Raw genomic sequence first — 20,240 nt, forward strand, 5'->3', positions numbered from 1 at the left:
CGGACCGCACATCCCGACGTAGTCACGACCAAAGGACTTTCATGACCGCCCCCGACACCACACGCGATCCACACCTCTGGGAACCCAAGCGCAAGGTCGACGACCTCGAATGGTTCCGCACGAAGTACGCCGAAGAGCGTGACAAGCGCCTGCCGAACACCGGTGCCGATACCTTCCAGGCGATCGACTTCGAAGGCAAATTCGCGGACTACGACGCCGACCCGCACGCGGACGGTCCGCGCACGACGCCGCCGCAGACCGCCGACCTGGACATGCTCGTCATCGGCGCCGGCTTCATGGGCATCAGTACCGGCATCGAGCTGAAGAAGATCGGTGTCACGAATTTCAAGATCCTGGACGTCGCAGCAGATTTCGGCGGCACCTGGTACTGGAACCGTTACCCGGGCGTGCGTTGCGACATCGAGTCGTACATCTACCTGCCGTACCTCGAGGAGACCGGGTACATCCCCACCGAGCGATACACGCGCGGCAGCGAGATCTTCGCCTACACCCAGTCCCTCTGCACGCAGTTCGGCCTGTACGAGCACGCCCTGTTCCAGACCCGGGTCACCGAGATGGAATGGGACGAGGACACCGCGCGGTGGACGGTGCGCACCGACGGCGGCGATGTGTTCCGCGCCCGCTTCGTCTCCACGCAGAGCGGCCTGTTCAGCCGCCCCCAGCTGCCCGGCATTCCGGGCATCGAGAAGTTCGCCGGCCACAGCTTCCACACCAGTCGGTGGGACTACGGCTACACCGGCGGCGACACCACCGGAAATCTGACCGGTCTCCGCGACAAGCGCGTGGCCATCATCGGCACCGGTGCCACCGGCATCCAGGCCATCCCGCACCTGGCCGAGCATGCGAAGTCGCTGGTCGTCTTCCAGCGCACGCCCAGCCAGATCGCGCCCCGCGAGAACGCCCCGACCGACCTCGAATGGTTCAAGGCGCTGCCCGCAGGGTGGCAGAAGGAGCGTCGTGTCTCCTTCGACAAGTGCGCGATGGACCGCGCCACCGTCGACTGCGACGTCGACGACGGCTGGATCAAGTTCGCGAAGTACCAGATGCGCAAGATCTACGAGGCCGGCGGTGCGGAACCGACCCTCGAGCAGTACATGGACGCGATGGAGCGCTCGGACTACGAGTGGAACGAGATGTTGCGCGACCGGGTCGACGCCATCGTCAAGGATCCGGCCAAAGCAGCCAAACTCAAGACCTACTACCGCACCATGTGCAAGCGACCGGGCTTCAGCGACGACTTCCTTCCGGTGTTCAACAAGGAATCAGTCGACATCGTCGACACCTCCACCACGCCGATCGACCGGATCACCGAGAAGGGCATCGTCGTCGGCGACCGCGAGTACGAGGTCGACCTCATCATCTACGCGACGGGCTTCCAGCAGGGACGCACCTGGACCGACAAGGCCGGCTACGACGTGCTGGGCCGCGACGGCAACCGGCTGTCGAAGAAGTTCGCCGAGGGCGCCAGCACCTACCACGGCTTCCTCAGCAAGGACTTCCCGAACTTGTTCTTCCTGGGATTCGTTCAGTCGACCCAGGTTTCGAACATCTCGAATCTTATCGACAACCAGGCCCGGCACATGGTCTACATGGTCGGCAAGTGCCTGAAGGAAGACATCCGGGCCATCGAACCGACCGCCGAGGCCGAGGCAGGTTGGAACGCGACCATTGCCGAACACGCGGAGATGCGACGGGAATGGAACCTCTCGTGCACTCCGGGCCACTACAACAACGAGGGCCGTGTCGACGACAAGCGCAGCACCCTTGCGGGCGGTCTGTACGGACCCGGCTACGAATATTTCGAGATGCTCGAGAAGTGGCGCGAGGACGACACCTTCGACGGCATCGCTGCGACCCGCTGAGCCGGCGGCATACCGGCAGGAATTCTCGAGGGCCGCGGGCAGCCGACCTCTCGGCTGCCCGTGCGTCCGGTTCACGAAAGTAGGAGAGAGTAATGACGTTGACTCCGGTGCGACTCGGCTACGCACTGTTCACCATGGTGGATCCGTCGCGCGGCCACGAAGTCGAGTACAACCGCTGGTACGAGCGCGATCACCGCTACTCGGGCTGCATGGTCGGTCCGGGCTGGTTCACCGGCAGCCGTTGGGTCGCCACGAAGGCTCTGAAGGACCTGCGCTTCCCGGAGACCGGACCGGTCGCGACGAAGACCGAGGAGGGTTCGTACCTTGCGATCTACTGGGTACACGAGCCCGATGCGGAAGTTGCAGACGCTTGGGCGCAGAAGCAGGTCGGCGAACTGTACGCCGCCGGCCGCGGCTTCGCCGAGCGTGAGCACGTCCACACCGGCCAGTACCTGCCGGACTCGACCGTCTCTGCGCAGGAGGACGGCGTCCCCCTCGAACTCGCACACGATCACCATTACGGCGGCCTTGTCACCGTGATGATCGAACCAGCAGAGGGCGTCGACCGCGCCGCCGCGATCGACATGATCGACAACGGACCGGCCAAGACCCTGGTCGGCAAGGGTGCCGTCGATCTGATAAGCAGCTGGCGAATGAAGCCCTGGCCCTCCGACCACAACGTGCCGATGAAGATGGGCAACGACGGCGGAACCACCGACCGCATCCTTCAGATGCTGTTTCTCGAAGACGAGCCGACCGCGAGCTGGCAGCACATCGTCGACTACGCCACGGATATCGAGAAGTCGGGTGCGGGCAAGGTCACCTTCGCATCGCCGTTCGTCCCGACCGTGGTCGGTACGGACAAGTACACCGACGAATTGTGGTGAGACCCGTGTTGAGCGGTGAGAAGATCCTGGTGACCGGGGTGACCGGGCAGATCGCGTTCCCGATCGCGAGGACGCTGGCGGCCGAGAACGAGGTGTGGGGACTGGCGCGGTACAGCCGGCCCGACGACCGGCAGCGGGTGACCGACGCGGGAATCATCCCGGTCACCTGCGATCTCGGCAACGGCGACTTCGACGGTGTACCCGAGGATTTCACGTACGTCGTACATCTGGCGGCGAGTCTGGCTCCGGGTTGGGATTACGACGCCGCGATCCGCGCCAACGCAGAAGGCACCGGACTTCTCCTGCAGCACTGCCGATCCGCAAAGGGCGCCCTCGTGATGTCGACCCATTCGGTCTACCGCCCGCAGGACGACCCGATGTACGTGTTCACCGAGCAGTCGCCGCTGGGGGAGTGCAACAGCACCCACACCCCGACCTACTCGATGTCGAAGATCAGCCAGGAGGCCACCGCGCGGTTCGCCGCGCGCGCCTTCGGCGTCCCGGTGACGATCGCTCGGATGAACGCCTCGTACGGCCCCAACGGGGGACTGCCGGCCATGCACGTCGACGCCATCGCCGACGGCCGGCCCATCACCACCCGCTGGGATCCGTGCATGTACAGCCCGATCTACGAGGACGACATCAACACCCAGGTCGGTGCTCTGCTCGAGGCGGCGTCCACACCTGCGCTCATCGTCAACTGGGGAGGCGACGAACCGGTGAGCGTGCAGGAGTGGGCGGCGTACGCAGGCGAGTTGATGGGGGTGGAGCCCGTCGTCGACGTGGCTCCGATCGAGGGAACGCTGCGCGGATCCATCGCGGACACCACGCTGCGTGCCTCCATCACCGGGCCGTGCACGGTGGATTGGCGTGAGGGCATCCGTCGCACCATCGCCGCTCGCCATCCGGACAAGCTCGTCGAGACCGCCCGCTCGTGAGCATCCTTTCGTAGAACACCACTGTTTGTAGACACCACAGGGGAGATGACATGCCGACAGTGCACGATGCGCTGCCCGCCGAGCGGACCGGTACGCCGGCGAGCCCGCAGCTGCTGGAACGCCGCGCGATGTTCGCCGCGACCGAGATCGACCCCGCGCTCGGGGTCACGGCGGGCGATGCGGAATTCGCGGGTGTGCCGTGCCGGACCGTCCGGGCCGGCGACCGGGCCACCATCCTCTATCTGCACGGGGGCGGATACCGGATGGGCAGCCCGGAGGCGTACAACGCCTACGCGGCGAAGATCGCGGCCGGCGCCGAGGCCACTGTCGTCCTGCCGCGGTACCGGCTCGCGCCGGAGAACCCGTTCCCGGCCGGGCTGCGCGACGCCCTCGCGGTCTACGAGGCACTCACCGCCGAGGCGGAGGGACCGATCGTCCTCGCCGGTGACTCGGCGGGAGCCGGTCTCGCCGCCGCGGTGATCGTCGCGGCGAAGGCGAGTGGTCTGCGCACTCCCGACGGGTTGATGCTGTTGTCGCCGTGGCTCGACCTGCACTGCTCGTCGCCGTTCTACGAGACCGCGCCCGATGTCTTCTTCCCGCTGGCGACGGCGGAGTCGGCACGCGAGGACTACCTGCAGGGTGCCCCTGCCAGCGACCCGCTGGCCTCGCCGTTGCTGGCCGACCACGCGGGATTCCCGCCCACGCTCATCCAGGTCGGAGGCAACGAGGCGCTGGTCGGTGACGCGCTCGGCCTGGCCGAATCGCTCGCGAACGCGAACGTCACCTGCACGCTGGAAGTGGTTGCGCAGCAAGGGCACACGTGGCCGCTGATTCAGCCCGACCACAGCGCCTCCGTCGCGTCGATCAAGTCGTGCGCCCGGTTCGTGCGGGCACGTGCAGATGAGCAGTCCACATCCAGCTGACCGAGGAGACGAGATGAACGACTTCACGAACCGTGTTGCCCTGGTGACCGGCGCCGCCAGAGGGCAGGGCCGCTCGCATGCCGTCGCGCTCGCCGAACGCGGGGCCGACATCGTCATCTGCGACCGCTGCGAGGACAGTGACGCGGTCGCATATCCGTTGAGCACCAAGGACGATCTCGAGGAGACCGTGCGCCTGGTCGAAGCGACCGGCCGGCGGTGCATCTCGGTCCAGGCCGACACCGCAGATCGGTCGGCCATCGAGGCTCTGGTCCGTCGGGCCGAGGAGGAACTCGGAAGGATCGATATCGCCATCGCGAACGCCGGGGTTTCGGCGGCCGCACCCGTCCAGGACCTTCCCGACAGCCAGTGGTCCGAGGTCATCGGCACGAATCTGACGGGTGTGTTCCACACCGTGGCCGCCGTCGCGCCCGGGATGATCGAGCGAGGCTACGGGCGGATCGTGACGATCGCGTCGATGCTCGGCCGCGCCGCAGCTCCGGCCCAGGCCGCTTATTGTGCGTCGAAGTGGGGTGTCATCGGGATGACCAAGAGTGCGGCGCTCGACCTGGCCCCGCACGGCATCACCGTCAACGCCGTTGCTCCCGGCAACATCTCGACCCCCATGGTGCACAACGACGCGCTGTACCGGATGATGCGTCCCGATCTCGAGAACCCGACGCGCGCCGACATCGAACCGATCTTCGCGAGCCTCCACGGACAGCCCGTGCCGTTCCTCGAGCCGGAAGAGGTGACCCACGCCGTGCTGTTCCTCGCGGCCGAGGCGAGTGCACACATCACCGGAACCGTCATGTCCGTCGACGCCGGCGCGGCGGCGCGGGTCACTGCCTGAGGTCGCACCGACCCGACAGCGGAGCGCGAAACGGTCAGCAGAGCGCGCAATAACGCGCACCTGTGACCGCTTCGCGCTCCGCTGTTTCGGTCGAGGGCGGTGATTACCGGAGGAAGTGCGCGTAGTCCCCGCGCCGCTCCGCCTTCAGCGTCGTGTTGAGCACCAGCCGGGTCTGGAGGCGGATGTAGTCGTCGAGGGTGTAGATGGACCCGAAATGCCAGTGCTTGAGCGCCCACCCGTGGGCGAGGAGCAGGATGTCGAACACCATCAGGTCGACGTCGATGGGCTCCATGATTCCGGCGGAGATGCCGTCGTCGAGGGCGGAGCGCAGCGGCGCCGACGTCTCGACCTCCAGTTCCTTGATCCGGGCACGACCGGCAGCGTCGAGCGTGCGGCTCTCCCGGTAGGTGAGGACGGTGGCGTCGAGGTTCTCGTCGACGATCTCGATGTAGCGGCGGATGCCGGCGGCGAGCCGTTCGACCGGGTCGTCGCCGGCGGCCTCCATCGCAGGTTCGATCTGGTCGCGGAAGGTGTCGAGGATCGAGACGATGGTGGCGAGGAGGATCTCCTCCTTGCCGCCGAAGTACTTGTAGATCAATCCGACGCTGACGCCGGCCTCGTCGGCCAGCGCCTGCATGGACATCTGGTGGAAACCGGTGCGCTGCATGACCTGCACGGCGGCGTCGAGGACCTGCTTGCGGCGGGAGCTGGTACGAACTGCCCGCACGGCCTCTTCCACGGGAAGTGCATCGTGGTCGGTGGTCATAGGGGCTCCTCGTCGCTTTTCGGTCCGATTCACAGTACCGAGTGCTCAGCGGGGTGAATCGTGCAGCTGGGACGGTCGTCAGATCCCGAGATCCTTCGCGACGATCGTCTTCATGATCTCGGTGGTTCCGCCGTAGATCGTCTGGATACGGGCGTCGACGAAAGCGCGTGCGACGCCGTATTCGCGCATGTAGCCGTAGCCGCCGTGCAGTTGCAGGCACCGGTCGGCGACACGCACCTGCAGTTCGGTGGCCCACCACTTCAGACGCGCGGCGCGGGCGGCGGTGAGCTGCCCGGCCACGTGCTCGGCGATGCAGTCGTCGAGATAGGTGCGGGCGATGTCGAGCTCGGTGGCCAGCTCGGCGAGCACGAACTGGGTGTTCTGGAAGCTCGACACCGGTTTCCCGAAGGCTTTCCGTTCGCGGACGTAGTCGAGGGTCTGCGCGAGGACACCCTCGGCTGCGGCGACCGCGCCGATCGACAGCGACAACCGTTCCTGCGGGAGGTTGTGCACCAGCTGGTAGAAGCCGCGACCTTCGTCGCCGAGGCGGTTCGCGACCGGCACCCGCATGTCGGTGAACGTCAGCTCGCTGGTGTCCTGGGCGTGCAGGCCGATCTTCTCGAGATTGCGCCCGCGGGCGAAGCCGGGGGTGTCGGCCTCGACGACCAGCAGCGTCAGTCCCTTGTGCGGGTCGTCGGAGGTGCGGGTCGCGACGACGAACAGGTCGCCGTTCTGACCGTTGGAGATGAACGTCTTGGCTCCGTTGACGACGTAGTGATCGCCGTCGCGCACCGCGGAGGTGCGGATGCCGGTGAGGTCGCTGCCGGTGCCGGGTTCGGTCATGGCGATACCCAGCACGGTCTCGCCACTGACGACGCCGGGCAGCCAGCGTGCCTTCTGTTCGTCGTCGGTCAATTCGGTCAGGTAGGGCAGCACCACGTCGTTCTGCAGGGAGAACGCGATGCCTGCCGCGGCGTTGCCGGCGCGGTTGACTTCCTCGATGAGGATGGCGTTGTACCGGAAGTCGTCGACGCCGGGACCGCCGTACTTCTCGTCGACGGAGAAGGCGAGCAGTCCGAGCTTGCCGGCTTCGGTGAACAACGACCGGTCGAGGCAGCTCGCGTGCTCCCAGTCCTCGTGCACGGGCGTGATCTTGTCGCGGACGAAGTCGCGAGCGACCTCCCGGAACTGCTGGTGCTCGGTCTCGTATTCGAGGCGTGCATTCATCGGGTGATCCTCGAGTCGGTGGGGGCGGTGAACAACCCTGCGGCGAACTCGTCGGCTGCCGTTCGGGTTGCCTTGTAGTGCAGTTTCTTTCCGGTGGCCGAGACCGGCAGCGACTCGACGAACCGATACGCTCGCGGTCGCTTGAAGGTGGACAGCATCGGGTGCTCGCGGCAGTGCGCGTCGAGGACGTCGGCCGTGACGTCCGGGTTGCCGGCGACGATGTACGCGACGACGATGCGTCCCCACCGGTCGTCGGGCACGCCGACGACGAGGCAGTCGGACACACCCGGATGTGAGTTGAGCGCTTCCTCGACCTGCACCGGATGGACGTTCTCACCACCGCAGACGAGCATGTCGTCCTTGCGCCCGACGATGGTGACGAACTCTCCGGCGTCCCACGTGGCGAGGTCGCCGATGTGCAGCCACCCGTTGTTGAACTTGGCCTTCTCCTGGTCGGGGGAGTCGAAGTAGGCGTTCGAACCCTTGGGGGAGCGGACGATCACCTCTCCGACCTCTTCGCCGTCCTTGGCGACGACGTCGTCGTGGTGGGCGAGCCGGTCCTCGTAGATGTGGACCACGCGCACGTCGTCGTCGGTGCAGGCCCGACCCGCGGTGCCGGCATGTTCGGGCAGATCGGTGGGGCGCAGGAAGGTGTTCCAGAACCCTTCGGTGCTGCCGTAGCCGTTGAAGATCCGCGGGTTGAGGACCTGTTGGTAGCGCAGTGCCGCTTCGCGTTCGAGCGGCGCACCCATCGTGACGATGCCGCGCAGCGACGACAGGTCGCGCGGACGGGCCTCCTGCGCGGTCGCGAGCATCGCGAGGTTGGTGGGTGCTCCGATGAGGAAGGTGAGGCCGTGCTCGGCGACGAGGTCGAGGACGCGGTCGGCGTCGAAGGTGCGCAGCGGCACCACTTCTCCGCCGATGTAGAAGACCGGGTTGGGTCCTCCGGAGTACAGGCCGCCGCGGTGGAACCACGGCGTCATGTTGAGCGTCTTGTCCTCTGGGCTCAACGGGAAGTGCATGATGACGTCGTGCGCGCTGAAGATCTCGATCATGCTGTTGAGCGGCACACCCTTCGGCATGCCAGTGGTGCCCGAGGTGTAGAGGCGGGTGGTCTCGTCCCACACCGTCCGGTGCAACGGCGGGAGCGCGATCCGGTCGGCAGCCAGGTGCCGGTAGCGGATGACGGTGGCGCCGGATGTGGTGACGGGTTCGCCGTCACCCACCGCGACGATCACCTCAGGAGTGTGAGCGGCACGTTCCAGTGCTTCCTGCACCATCGGGGTGAGTTCGGTGTCGTATACGAACACCTTCGGGGCGCTCTTGTCGAGGATGAACGCGGTCTCGCCGGCTGCGAGCCGGAAGTTGATCGGAGAACCCACGGCGCCGACGGCCTGCGTGGCGAGATACAGCTCGGCGAACTCGACACTGTTGAACAGCTGATAGGCGACGACGTCCCCGGCCTGCACACCCGCATCGGCCAGACCCGTGGCGACTCGGTCGACACGCTCGCCGAGTTCGGCGTAGGTCAACCGGGTTCCGGTGTCGGGATCGGTGATGGCAACGCGGTTCCCGTACCGTCCCAGGTTGCGCCGGAAGCCGTTGAGATACGTGAAGTCGTTCTCGAAGTACTCCCGGTAGGCCCGGGCGTTGTACGACGCGCTCATGATTCGATCTCCCCTGACGATGTCGGTCAGCCGGCCATGGTGAGGCCGCCGCTGACGCTGATCACCTGGCCCGTGATGAACGATGCGGATTCGGATGCGAAGAACAGGACGGGTGCGGCGACCTCTTCGGGTCGCGCGAGTCGCCGGAACGGGATGGCCTTGATGAGAGCAGCTTTGAGCTTCTCCTCCTGGGCCTGGAACAGCGGGGTGTCGGTGGGGCCGGGGCACACGCAGTTGACGTTGATGTTGTGCCGGGCCATCTCGCGGGCGAGCGACTTGGTGAGGGCGATGACGCCGCCCTTCGCCCCCGCGTAGATGGATTCGCCGGAGCTGCCGACGCGACCTGCATCGCTGGCGAGGTTGATCACGCGACCGCCGTTTCCGGCGTCGATGATGCCGGGCAGGAAAGCGCTGCAGATGTTCACCGGGCCGAGATAATTGATCGCGACGACCTTCTGGGCGAACTCCGGTGTGGCGTTCAGGAACTGGTCGGTGCGGTCCCAGCCGGCGGCGTTGACGATCACGTTGGGCACGCCCACCTCGGCATGGGTGCGGTCGCGGAGCTCGTCGACCTGGGCGCGGTCGGAGATGTCGACCGGCAGTGCCGTGATCAGCTGGGGGTATTCCTTGGCGGTGGCCTCGGCGGCCGCGAGGTCGAGGTCGGCGGCGACGACGCGATCACCCTGCGCGGCGAAGCCGAGAGCGATGGCCTTGCCGATTCCGGAACCGGCGCCGGTGACCAGTGCGATGTTGCTCATGGGAGGTCCTTACGGGTCTGGGAATTCGGGTCAGGCCTTGACGTACTTCGCGAAGTCGGCGGGACGCTTCTCCGCGAATGCCTTGGCACCTTCGAGTCCTTCGTCGGACTTGCCGAACAGGTCGAGGGCCGACATCGCGAGGTTGCTCAGGCCGGCCTGGTGGTCGGTGTCGGCGTTGAAGGACTGCTTGAGGAACTTGATGGCCGTGGGGCTCTTCTCGGCGATCTCGGCGGCGACGGCCTTGGCCTCGTCGAGCAGCTTGTCCTGTGGGACAACCCAGTTGACGAGCCCCCAGCGCTCGGCTGTGGCGGCATCGTACTGGCGGCACAGGTACCAGATCTCTCGTGCACGCTTCTCGCCGACGACACGGGCGAGGAAGGCCGAACCGAAACCGGCGTCGAACGAGCCCACCTTGGGTCCGGCCTGGCCGAATCGGGCGTTCTCCGACGCGATCGTGAGGTCGCACAGCACGTGCAGGACGTGCCCGCCGCCGACGGCGACACCGTTGACGGCGGCGATGACCGGCTTGGGGATGTCGCGGATGAGCTTGTGGAGGTAGCCGATCTCGAACATGCCGCTCTCGGTGGGGCCGTAGTCGCCGGTCTCGGCGCGCTGCTTGACGTCGCCGCCGGTGCAGAAGGCCTTCTCGCCGGCGCCGGTGAGGATGATGGCCGAGACGCGGCTGTCGGCCCAGGCCGAGCGGAACGCCTTGATCAGTTCTTCGACGGTCTTGCCTCGGAAGGCGTTGTATCGCTCGGGTCGGTTGATCGTGATGATCCCGGCTGCGCCGTCGATCTCGTAGGTGATGTCTTCGAAGTCGGTCATGGGATCCCCTTCATCGCTGCAGGTAGAAGCCTGATCGAATGGTCATTCCCTGCGAGTGAATGACTATTCATTTCTCATGAAGCTACATTCACGATTGGGGTGTGTCAACCGTCACATGGAGACGCGACCTACTTGGGTGGATCTGACCTCGGATTTCGGGGGTGAACCCACCGAAATCGACATCCGTGCGTCGTAACGACGCCGGGTGGTACTCCGACACCAGTTCAGAAGGGCACAGCGCGTGTGCGGTCGAGAAAGTAGCGGCACACGGGCCCCGGTGTCGGGTTGAAGGAGAAACATGAAGTTCGTCGTCCCCTACCTGCGCGTCGTAGCGGGGATGTTCGCCGCCATCACGCTGTGGCTGGCGATCGTGGAAGTGCTCAACGGCAACCTGGCCGACGCGATCCTGTTCCTGGCATTCGCGGCCGGCCTGGGGTATCTCGCGATCGGCAAGCCCCTGCGCGACCGCCGCAGGCGCATCAAGGCCGAGCAGGACGCGATCGCCGCACGTGCCGAAGCCGGCCACCGCGCGTTTCTCGCGGGGGATGTGCACGCCGCGATGGCACCGCCGCCCGAGCCGCCGAAGCCCCCGAGGATCCGCCGCGGAGTGGTCATCGCCGCTGCCGTCGCCGGACTGTTCGTCCTCATGGGAATCATCAGCGACATCTCGGACGGGCTGGACTCACCCACGAAAGACGACGTGAGTACCACGCCTCGCGCTGCCGCACCGACGACCACCACGCCGTACACGACGTCGGCCGCCACCACGGCGCGGACCGTCGCTCCGGAAGCCACTCCCGCGACGAGGATCTCCACCACGCAGGTCGCGGCGGTCGCGTCCACCGCGGTGATGCCGAATGTCGTGTGCATGGATCTCCAAGCGGCACAGGACACCATCCAGGCCGCCGGCGTGTTCTACTCCACGAGCGTCGACGCGACCGGTCAGGGACGCGCGCAAGTATGGGACAGGAACTGGGTCGTCGTCGACCAGACTCCCTCGGTGGGAGCATCGATCGGTGAAGGCGACCCAGTGCTGTCCGTTCTGAAAGAGGACGAATTCAGCGGGTGTTAGGCCATCGGCTGCTCCGTGCGGGAGAGATCCTCGATGGTCTTCGACGAATGTCGGCCGCCCCTCGGGAATCCCACCGATCCCGGCCGTAGGGCCTCGACCCGAAGACCGGCCATCGCGGCCTTCAATCCGAGATCCTTGATGGTCGAGGCGATTCGACCGGCATACGCCTGTTCCTTCGGGGTGTCGTCCCGTTCGTGGAACTGGACGACGCCGACATGTCGGCCCAGGCTCACACCGACGCCGTTGAAGCCGAAATCGAGATTCGCGGGCTCCTCTCCGGCGATACGGCTGAGAACTGTGTCGGCCGCAGCCAGGCCGGTGGGCAGGGCGGACTGGCATGCCATCCGCACCGGCTCTCCCGACGGCGCCGCGCAGTCACCGGCGGCGATCACGCGATCGTCGTCGATGCTGGTCAGCGTTTCGTCGGTGAGGATCCGGCCGAGTGCATCCGTCCTGAAGCCGCTCGTCCGAGCCAGTTCGGGAACGCCGAATCCTGCGGTCCACACGGTGATCGCACTCTCGAGGACGGTGTCGTCGTCGAGCGTGAAGCCGTCGGGTCCGACGCGGGTGACCCGCGCGTTCTCGATGATCTCGACCTGCAGGTCCGCGAGCCGTTCGTAGGTTGCGGCACGAGCCTTCTCGGACAGCATCGGACCGATGATGCCGCTGCACACGAGGCGCACGCGACGTCCCTGTTCGGCCAGCTCGCCGGCTGTTTCGAGCCCGGTGAGACCGGCACCGACGACTGTGATGACGGCCTCGGGTTCGAGGCTGCTCAGCGCGTACTGCAGGCGTTCGGCATGCTCGAATTCGGCCACCGGAAAAGCGAATTCCTCAACGCCGGGAACGGTGGACCGTCTTGTGGCGGTACTTCCGACGGCGTAGACGAGGTAGTCGTAGTCGACCGTTCCGCCGGATGCGAGATGGACGGTGCGCGTGCCGGGTTCGATGCGGGTCACGGTATCGACCAGAAGGTCGACTCCCTTCGCCAGCAGTTTGCGGTAGTCGCCGGACGCATGGTGATTGCCGACCGCGAACTGGTGCAACCGGGTTCGTTGGACGAAGTGCGGCCGGGGATTGATGACGGTGACCGCAGCCTTCCTGCTCATGCGGTTGGCGGCGACCGTTCCGGCGTATCCACCGCCGATGACGACGACACGGGGGCGGGTGTTGAACATGGCTTCTCCGATCCGTTCGTTGGCTCTGTAGGGAGCCCTCGTCATCTAGGACCGGACAGTCACGTCGTTTGTGACATGCCGCGCCGAACAATCGGCAGGATTCAGGGTCGTTGCAGGTCGCGGAGCTTCTGGCCGAGCATCCGCACATCGGCCACTGGCCCCAGGTGGGCGAGCTTGTCCGGGTTGATCATCACCCGGACCGCGCCGATCTTCCCGTCCGTGACGTCGAACGTCATGACCTGCACGATGGCGCCGTCGGCGTCCCGCACGATCAGGCCGGGGAGCCTGTTGATCTCGCGGGGTTCGAGCGACATTCCGAGCTGGCCCATGGGCGAGACGAACGAGGCCAGCAACCGCATGACCTTCTCGCCGCCGACCACGACCCTGCGGATGGCGGGTGCCTTGCCACCGCTGTCGGCGACGAGTTGCACATCGGCGGCCAGTAGGTCGCGCAGGGCGTCGACGTCACCGTCTTGGAACGCCGTGAGGAATCGAGCGGTGAGCTGTTCGTGCGCCTGCGGATCGGTGTCGAACCGTGCCGAACCTTGATCGACGTGGCGCCGTGCCCGCACCGCGAGCTGCCGGCACGCCGCTTCGGAGCGGTCGACGATCCCGGCGATCTCGGAGAAGCCGAATCCGAATGCCTCGCGCAACACGAAGACGGCTCGTTCGAGCGGACTGAGGCGTTCGAGCAACACGAGCGCTGCCGTCGAGATCGATTCCCGCAGTTCGGCTGAGCGCGCCGGATCGTCGTAGGGCTCCTCGAGTATCGGTTCCGGCAGCCATTCACCCACATACCGTTCGCGCCGCGCCCGCGCCGATTCGAGCATGTTGATCGATACCCGGGTGACGACGGTGGACAGGAAGGCTCTGGCTGAATCCGGTTCGGCGCCCGAGGTTTCGTATCGCACCCAGGTCTCCTGGACCGCGTCCTCGGCTTCGGTCACGCTGCCGAGGATGCGGTAGGCGATGGCGAACAACAGTGGACGCAGGTTCTCGAACTCTTCGACGCCGCTCACGTCGGCCCCTCCCGTAGACCCGTGCTTCGATCACAGCACTCCACCCGGGTTCACGCAACGAGGATGAATTCGATCAGGAACGAAGCGGGCGCCCTGCGGGCGGCTGCCCTCGACCGATCGGAGACCCTTCGGGTCCCTGAGTCGTCGTCCCTTTCCCCAAGGCTGCCCGGTCGCCATGCCCCGATAGACCGTCTCGGCCAGCACGGATAGCCCCACGTCGCGGAGGACGTGCGGCTCGCACTGGACCCGGTCGTTCGTGTCGACCCGCACGATCGGGTGCTCCACCACCAGCTGTGGAGACGAGGGATACTGGTGCCCAGTCGGTTTCGAGACAGGGAACGGCCCCGGCTCGCAGCGTCGGCGCGCTGACGTCGGACTGTGGGAGACGAGCGACGAACTGCGTCGACGTGCCTCGGCTACCGGAACGGCCCTCGTGCGCGACGATGCAGGTGAAACGCCTCGAGCCCTCCGATCACGGTGGATCGGAGGGCTGGGAAGTCAGGACGTCGGGTGTGAACCCGGGGGAGCGGGTATGTGTCGGCCGGCGCGGACGAATGCGCTCGCGGCTCGTTGCTGGAATACGCCTCTCGAGGGCGTGTGGATAGACTCCACCCTACGGTGCATGACAGCTTCCTTCTGTCGTGTGCCCAGACCCCGGTCCGGTGTTGGCGCACCTGCCGGGGTCGACCTGTATTCAGGTCGGTGGAGGGATGGTCGCACGGGTGTGCGAAGTCGTCAACTCGAACACACGTTCTGTCCGTGCCTGCCCAGGGTCATGGGACGCGTAGCGATTCATCCGAATAGCGCTCCTTGCAACGATTGCCGCGCTTGTTCATGGATGGACCAGTGGTTCGGATGTAAAACCGATTGTCAGCCGTCATCGAATCCAGCGCGGCCTATGGTGAGACTTCTTCGCGTCGCGTCCCAACTTCCCACACGTGCGCCTCGAGGTGGCACAGTGCGGCACGGCCGACATCCGGGAAGAAAGGGGACTCGAGTGGGAGCTGTGCGACGCACGGTGGTGGCGACCGCAGTCGCGGCCGCAGCCGCGGTAGGTGTATCGACGGCGCAGGCAGCCGCGACTCCTGCAATCGACACCGTTGTGAACGGTGCACTGTCCGTCACCCCGCTGTGCCAGGGAACCATCGACGCGCTGATCATCGCGTGCACCGAACTCGAGAAGCTGACACCGCACTTCCCGCTGATGCTCGACCTGAACCCGAGGGGTACGCATCTCGTCGTGCTCGGAGCCGGACTCACTGAGGACGGCAAGATCCGGCCGGTGCTCGAAGAACGGCTCGAGGCAGCTCTCCGTGCAGCGCAACGCTACCCGGAATCTCCGATCGTCGTCACCGGTGGCGTGCCGCGCAACGGCGTCACCGAAGCGCAGGCCATGAAGGACTGGCTGGTCGTGCGAGGCATTACGCCCGAACGCATCACCGAGGAATCGCAGTCGACCTCTACCGTCGAGAACGCACGCTTCACCAATGATGTCCTGCTCGAACGGCGAGCCACGGGCGCTGTGCTCGTGACGAACCGCGACCACCTCGAACGCGCGATGATCAACTTCCGGCAGGCGGTCGACGCGCGCATTCCGGTCGCAGGCATCGTCGCAGCGTGAGCGCCGGAAGTATCAGTTCAGAGCGTTCGCCTTCCGCGTCAGTACCTGACTGATCTCCGAAGCATTCTTCGCCAGTTCGAAGTTGACCCACCCGGCCACTTCCCACAGGGGTGAAGGTTCGGGCATGAGTCCGACGATCGTCGTCTCGATGTCGGCAGTTTCGAGAAGTGCGGCCCATTCGGTGCGAAGAGCCTGGATGCGGTCGGTCGAGCCGGACCACTCGTAGGCGTCCGGCCCGACCGCAGTTCCCCCACTGCAGACCTCCACTGTGTTCGTCCACCACCACTCGATGTGCCAGAGGAGCCACGCGATCGTGGGCTCGGGGAGAGCCTCGGCCGTCTCGTCCGGCCAGTCGGCGACGAGACGACCGTCGACCCATCGAACGCCCACGCAGTTCGACGACGGCTCCCAGTGCACGGCAGCCTCGTCGATCCGCGGCAGGACGTGTTGTTCCGTGAAGAGCCAAACCAGGTCGAGTTGCTTCAACAGCGTGCGCGTGGCGAGTGGCAGGGTGTCCGAGGGCATGCACGCAATCATCGCGGACATAGCGGACACATGCTCGATGTCGACACCGTGTATCTGTCCCCGGAAGTGTGCAAACGTTGCTGTGCAGTTATCCGCCTTTACGCGGCCGGTGTCGCCACTCCCAGCGACAGCGCGCCGAAGAACTTCGGTGTCTTCTCCTCGTAGAAGGTGTCGAGTTCGCGGATCTCGAACCCCGCCCCGCGGATGAGGTCGGCGATCCGTCGTGTCAGATGGCAGCCACCCGCGACGCGCTTCTGGATCGGTTCGAGCCGGTGCTGCCACCGCCGGACGTTCTCGTCCGGGGCGAGTCCGTGTTCGACGAAGTGCAGGGTGCCGCCCGGTGCAAGGACGCGCCGTACCTCGCGCAGAGCCGCGTCGGCATCGGGGATGGTGCACAGCGTCCACGTCGACAGTGCGCTGTCGAAGGTGTTGTCCTCGAACGGGAGTGACTGACCGTCCAGGCCGGATCGTTCGATGTGCACGGGGGAACCGTCGATGCGCGGACGTGCGAGCTTCCATCCGAGGTCCGCGGGTTCGACGGCGCTGACCGCCTCGACGGTGGTGGGGTAGTAGGGAACGTTGAGACCGGATCCGAATCCGATCTCGACGACGCGGCCGCTCAGGCCGGCGCACACTCGTTTGCGGTTCGCTTCGGTGAACGACGGTGCACAGGCGATGTTCACCAGTCGCGGTACGACGTGATCGTTGTAGAGGCCCATGGCAGTCCCTTCGCCTCGTGGCGTCTCGATCTGCTCGATCCATCATGACACCTGGCCGGCCGAACGGAACCCCTCGTTCCTGCCGCACCGAACGCGCTGTTAAGTTACCTTTACATGTAAAGCGTGCTTTACGGTGAAGGGAGCGGTGATGGATAGCGGAGGTGCCGGATCGGCGGTGGGGCGGAGCAAGTGGGGCAAGGTGCGGGTCGGTTCGCGGTGGATCGGCGCGGTACCGCCGGCGATCGCCCTCGGAATCCTGGCCACAGCCGTCCTGGGAGCGGTGGTGGCCGCCCTGGGGTTGGTGCCCGACTATCCCGTGGCCGCCGGTGTGGCGGTCGCGCTGGCGACCGCACCCTCACTGTCGGCGCTGGCGTGGGTGCTTCTCGTGGATCGGTCGACCCTCGAAGGTGCCGCGGACCGGCCCGAGGATTCGGTCGAGGCGTCCTGGTACGAGAAAGCCGCCTCGGGCGCTTTCACCGACATCCTTCTCGTCACGGGGCTGGGATGTACTGCTCTGGCGTTCGCTCCGATCGAGGTCGAGGGTCTGCACGCGCTGATGGCGGTCATTCTCGTGGCCTTCGCGTCGTTCGGTGTGCGCTACGCCGTGCAGCGTCGGAAGGGCTGAGGGTGCGCAACTCGCTCGCGGCCCTGCGCGCGGAGAACGGATGGTCGCAGCAGCGGCTCGCCGACGAACTCGGGGTCTCGCGCCAGACGATCATCTCGATCGAGAAGGGACGATTCGACCCGTCGCTTCCACTGGCGTTCCGCATCGCGCGTCTGTTCGGGCGTCGCATCGAGGACATCTTCGTACCCGACGAGGAATAACGGAGTGGCAGAGCGGATTCCCCGACAGAACCCGCTCGGCCACTTGCCCGATCACTTGAGCGTACTACCGGCGTCAACCGTGAGCGTGAGTCCGGTGACGTAACGGGACTCGTCGGACGCCAGGAACAGAACGGCATTACTGATGTCTTCCGGCTCCACCCACCCCACGGGCAGGACGTGCATGAATTGCGTGGCCGCCTTCATGTCCTCCGGACCCGGGTTCTCGAGGTCGGGACGGAACATCTTCATGGCACCCTCGTTCATGAACATCGGTGTGTTCACGTTGGTGGGGTGCACGGTGTTGACCCGGATGGAGTGCTGCCCCAGTTCGACGGCGAAGGTACGCATCATGCCGACCACACCGTGCTTCGCGGAGATGTACGGACCCATGGTGGGGTAGGCCTTCAGTCCCCCGACCGAACTCGTGAGGACGATCGATCCACCGTTTCCGCCCGCAATCATGTGCGGCACTCCGGCTTTGATCGACTTCCACACACCCGACAGGTTGATGTCGAGCATCTCCTGCCAATCGAACTCGTCGGTCTCGTGCAGCATCGCTCCACCGGTGCCGATTCCGGCGTTGGCGACGATGATGTCGAGACGGCCCAGTTGTTCGACGCCGTTGTCGACGGCGGCCTTCACCGCGTCGAAGTCGCGGACGTCGGCCTCGGCCGTGACGATCCGTCGGTTGAGACTCTTGACGGCTTCGACCGTTTCGGCCATGTCCTCCGGGGTGGACGGTTCGATCTGCGCGTTCTCCCGGATCGGGCCGCAGATGTCGAGTGCGATGATGTCGGCACCCTCCTGCGCCAGCCGGATGGCGTGACTGCGTCCCTGTCCGCGTGCGGCTCCGGTGATGAACGCGACCTTGCCTTCGACTCTTCCTGCCATTGAACACCTCTCACTTCGTGCACCGTCCAGTCGGGCGATGCAGAGCCATGGGATTGCCGGGTTACTGCGTGCTGCGGGTGAACTCGATGTGCAGATCGACGAGCCCGCGCAGGAGGAAGGTGGGTTCGTAGGCGAACGCTCGGTCGTCCTCCGGGCCGTGTGCCTGCTCGCTGAGGCGGATGTCTTCCATCCGATCGAGCAGACGGTTGAGGGTGACGTGCCCTTCGATGCGCGCGAGCGGGGCGCCGGCACAGGTGTGCAGGCCGCGGCCGAATGCGATGTGATCGTGCGAGTTCTTCCGATCGAGCCGGAACTCGTTCGGCTCCTCGAACTTACGCGGATCACGGTTCGCGGCGGCGAGACTCAGCATCACGACCGACCCGGCCGGTACCTCGACGTCGCCGATGGTCGTGGTCTTGCGGGCGAGTCGGAAGTCCACCTTCGTGGGACTGTCGAAGCGTAGCGATTCCTCCATGAACGGTTTGATGAGACTGCGGTCCTCGCGCAGGATCTTCTGGTACTCGGGGCGTTCGCAGAGCACCCGCAGCGACGAACTGAGGAGTTTCGTCACCGTTTCCTGGCCGGCGGCGAAGAGGAATGTCGCAGGTCGGACGACCTCGAGGAGTTCGGGTATCGAACCGTCCGGATAGGTCGCGGCAGCCAGACCGCTGAGGATGTCGTTGCGGGGTTCGCGACGACGGTCGGCGAGATACTTCTCGAAGCGTCCGTCGAGGAATTCGAGGGGGTTGATCCCGACGGGCTCGTGGTCGAGCGCGCCGACCCGCGTGCCGGGCCGTTCACCGGCGCCGAGTACCCACCGGAACTCCTCGCGGTCCTCCTCCGGAACGCCGAGCAGGTCGGTGATCGCCATGGTAGCGAAGGGCTTTGCATAATCGCCGAGGAACTCGCATCGGCCCTCGCCGATGAATTCGTCGATGACGTCGTCGGCCAGTCCCCAGAGGTACTCCTCGTTCTCCTTCAGTCGTTTCGGGGTGAGGAGTCGTCCGAGCAGTGACCGGGCGCGCGTGTGGTCGGGTGGGTCCATCGTCACCATGTGCTCGAAGATCGGGAACTGGTGACGGTGGGCTTCGATCTGTTCGGTGATGTCGTCGCCTTCGGGTTCGAAGGGCAACGGCGGGAACGGACCTCCGATCGAGTTGACCGCCGACAGTGCCTCGCTGTTCTTGAACCCCTCGACCACCTCCTGATAGCCGGTGACCACCACGACCCCGTGGTGAGGTTCCCGATACACCGGATTGCGACTGCGCACGTGGTCGAAGTACTCGAACGGACTCTGGGCGATCTCTCCGTCGGTGAAGTAGTCGGAGGATGCAAGGTCGGTCATCGGATCACGGACCTTTCGGGGAGGAGGGGAGGTTCTCGACGATGCCGATGGCCTGCCGAGGGCAGGCGCTGGCGGCGGAATGGGCCTTGGGCCAGAGGCTTTCCGGAGGGTTCTCGTCGCAGGTCGCGATGTCGTCGTCGGGGAGATCGAAGATCTCGGGTGCGATCTCGATGCACAACGCGTGTGCTTCGCACAGGTCTCGATCGATGTGCAGACGCTTCGGTGATCCCGTCATCGGCGCTCCAGGAGGGGGATGTGGGTTCGAACGGTGACGGTGTGGCCGGGCTGGGTGACCGCCACCGGGGTAGGGTGTAACCGTGT

21 protein-coding genes are annotated in these 20,240 nt (G+C 65.8%); 9 read left to right on the plus strand and 12 right to left on the minus strand.

The features are described 5' to 3' along the window. Positions 1-41: 41 nt before the first annotated feature. From ACNJ7K_RS08625 to ACNJ7K_RS08645, 5 genes are all read left to right on the plus strand, one after another. Positions 42-1,883, plus strand: coding sequence for an NAD(P)-binding domain-containing protein (locus ACNJ7K_RS08625; RefSeq protein WP_160874595.1), 1,842 nt, complete (start codon positions 42-44; stop codon positions 1,881-1,883). Between the two features lie 92 nt (positions 1,884-1,975). After that, positions 1,976-2,770 carry a hypothetical protein gene (locus tag ACNJ7K_RS08630; RefSeq protein WP_160874593.1) on the plus strand — a complete coding sequence of 265 codons (795 nt, stop codon included), beginning with the start codon at positions 1,976-1,978 and terminating at the stop codon, positions 2,768-2,770. Beyond that, a complete protein-coding gene (locus ACNJ7K_RS08635; RefSeq protein ID WP_487041481.1) occupies positions 2,767-3,708 on the plus strand; it encodes an NAD-dependent epimerase/dehydratase family protein in 942 nt (313 codons plus the stop codon). The genes ACNJ7K_RS08630 and ACNJ7K_RS08635 overlap by 4 nt, the downstream gene beginning before the upstream one ends. 50 nt (positions 3,709-3,758) lie before the next feature. Further along, a complete protein-coding gene (locus tag ACNJ7K_RS08640; RefSeq protein WP_487041482.1) occupies positions 3,759-4,631 on the plus strand; it encodes an alpha/beta hydrolase fold domain-containing protein in 873 nt (290 codons plus the stop codon). A 13-nt stretch (positions 4,632-4,644) separates the two neighbouring features. Beyond that, on the plus strand, positions 4,645-5,481 hold the full coding sequence (locus tag ACNJ7K_RS08645) for a mycofactocin-coupled SDR family oxidoreductase (protein ID WP_487041483.1): 837 nt from the start codon (positions 4,645-4,647) through the stop codon (positions 5,479-5,481). Positions 5,482-5,584: 103 nt separating this feature from the next. On the opposite strand, the gene ACNJ7K_RS08650 is transcribed toward ACNJ7K_RS08645, so the two are convergent. The 5 genes from ACNJ7K_RS08650 to ACNJ7K_RS08670 form a co-directional block, all read right to left on the minus strand. After that, positions 5,585-6,247: a TetR/AcrR family transcriptional regulator gene (locus ACNJ7K_RS08650; RefSeq protein ID WP_059382752.1), complete on the minus strand. Its 663-nt coding sequence runs from the start codon at positions 6,245-6,247 to the stop codon at positions 5,585-5,587. Between the two features lie 78 nt (positions 6,248-6,325). Continuing rightward, entirely contained in the window at positions 6,326-7,474 is a 1,149-nt protein-coding gene (locus ACNJ7K_RS08655) for an acyl-CoA dehydrogenase family protein (RefSeq protein ID WP_487041484.1), read from the minus strand. Then, positions 7,471-9,141: an AMP-binding protein gene (locus tag ACNJ7K_RS08660; protein ID WP_258260918.1), complete on the minus strand. Its 1,671-nt coding sequence runs from the start codon at positions 9,139-9,141 to the stop codon at positions 7,471-7,473. Before ACNJ7K_RS08660 ends, ACNJ7K_RS08655 begins: the two co-directional genes overlap by 4 nt. Before the next feature lie 26 nt (positions 9,142-9,167). Continuing rightward, positions 9,168-9,899, minus strand: a complete 732-nt coding sequence (locus tag ACNJ7K_RS08665) for an SDR family NAD(P)-dependent oxidoreductase (RefSeq protein ID WP_106201075.1) — start codon at positions 9,897-9,899, stop codon at positions 9,168-9,170. Between the two features lie 30 nt (positions 9,900-9,929). Continuing rightward, positions 9,930-10,724, minus strand: coding sequence for an enoyl-CoA hydratase-related protein (locus ACNJ7K_RS08670; protein ID WP_016694125.1), 795 nt, complete (start codon positions 10,722-10,724; stop codon positions 9,930-9,932). A 298-nt stretch (positions 10,725-11,022) separates the two neighbouring features. Between ACNJ7K_RS08670 and ACNJ7K_RS08675 the strand changes: the two genes are divergently transcribed. Further along, positions 11,023-11,796, plus strand: coding sequence for a PASTA domain-containing protein (locus tag ACNJ7K_RS08675; protein ID WP_159417300.1), 774 nt, complete (start codon positions 11,023-11,025; stop codon positions 11,794-11,796). Here ACNJ7K_RS08675 and ACNJ7K_RS08680 read toward each other — a convergent pair. Together ACNJ7K_RS08680 and ACNJ7K_RS08685 are read right to left on the minus strand one after the other, a co-directional pair. Continuing rightward, positions 11,793-12,974, minus strand: a complete 1,182-nt coding sequence (locus ACNJ7K_RS08680; RefSeq protein ID WP_159417301.1) for an NAD(P)/FAD-dependent oxidoreductase — start codon at positions 12,972-12,974, stop codon at positions 11,793-11,795. The two genes, ACNJ7K_RS08675 and ACNJ7K_RS08680, sit on opposite strands and share 4 nt — an antisense overlap. A gap of 101 nt (positions 12,975-13,075) precedes the next feature. Then, on the minus strand, positions 13,076-13,993 hold the full coding sequence (locus tag ACNJ7K_RS08685) for an RNA polymerase sigma-70 factor (protein WP_268654775.1): 918 nt from the start codon (positions 13,991-13,993) through the stop codon (positions 13,076-13,078). A 1,006-nt stretch (positions 13,994-14,999) separates the two neighbouring features. On the opposite strand from ACNJ7K_RS08685, the gene ACNJ7K_RS08690 reads away from it, so the two are divergent. Further along, positions 15,000-15,614 carry a YdcF family protein gene (locus ACNJ7K_RS08690; protein ID WP_487041568.1) on the plus strand — a complete coding sequence of 205 codons (615 nt, stop codon included), beginning with the start codon at positions 15,000-15,002 and terminating at the stop codon, positions 15,612-15,614. 12 nt (positions 15,615-15,626) lie between these two features. On the opposite strand, the gene ACNJ7K_RS08695 is transcribed toward ACNJ7K_RS08690, so the two are convergent. Beyond that, a complete protein-coding gene (locus ACNJ7K_RS08695) occupies positions 15,627-16,139 on the minus strand; it encodes a DinB family protein (RefSeq protein ID WP_487041485.1) in 513 nt (170 codons plus the stop codon). A 98-nt stretch (positions 16,140-16,237) separates the two neighbouring features. Continuing rightward, entirely contained in the window at positions 16,238-16,858 is a 621-nt protein-coding gene (locus ACNJ7K_RS08700; protein ID WP_059382771.1) for a class I SAM-dependent methyltransferase, read from the minus strand. A gap of 148 nt (positions 16,859-17,006) precedes the next feature. Between ACNJ7K_RS08700 and ACNJ7K_RS08705 the strand changes: the two genes are divergently transcribed. Continuing rightward, positions 17,007-17,483 carry a hypothetical protein gene (locus ACNJ7K_RS08705; RefSeq protein ID WP_120280660.1) on the plus strand — a complete coding sequence of 159 codons (477 nt, stop codon included), beginning with the start codon at positions 17,007-17,009 and terminating at the stop codon, positions 17,481-17,483. A 2-nt stretch (positions 17,484-17,485) separates the two neighbouring features. Next, positions 17,486-17,683, plus strand: coding sequence for a helix-turn-helix transcriptional regulator (locus ACNJ7K_RS08710; RefSeq protein ID WP_059382773.1), 198 nt, complete (start codon positions 17,486-17,488; stop codon positions 17,681-17,683). A 51-nt stretch (positions 17,684-17,734) separates the two neighbouring features. Here ACNJ7K_RS08710 and ACNJ7K_RS08715 read toward each other — a convergent pair whose 3' ends face one another. The 3 genes from ACNJ7K_RS08715 to ACNJ7K_RS08725 form a co-directional block, all read right to left on the minus strand. Then, a complete protein-coding gene (locus ACNJ7K_RS08715) occupies positions 17,735-18,574 on the minus strand; it encodes a mycofactocin-coupled SDR family oxidoreductase (protein WP_159417305.1) in 840 nt (279 codons plus the stop codon). A gap of 61 nt (positions 18,575-18,635) precedes the next feature. Further along, positions 18,636-19,919, minus strand: coding sequence for a cytochrome P450 (locus ACNJ7K_RS08720; RefSeq protein WP_455408717.1), 1,284 nt, complete (start codon positions 19,917-19,919; stop codon positions 18,636-18,638). Positions 19,920-19,923: 4 nt separating this feature from the next. Next, positions 19,924-20,154, minus strand: coding sequence for a ferredoxin (locus tag ACNJ7K_RS08725; protein WP_059382776.1), 231 nt, complete (start codon positions 20,152-20,154; stop codon positions 19,924-19,926). Positions 20,155-20,240 lie beyond the last annotated feature (86 nt).

This window comes from Rhodococcus shunpengi, from assembly GCF_048381395.1.
In the GTDB taxonomy this organism is placed as follows: Bacteria; Actinomycetota; Actinomycetes; order Mycobacteriales; family Mycobacteriaceae; genus Rhodococcus.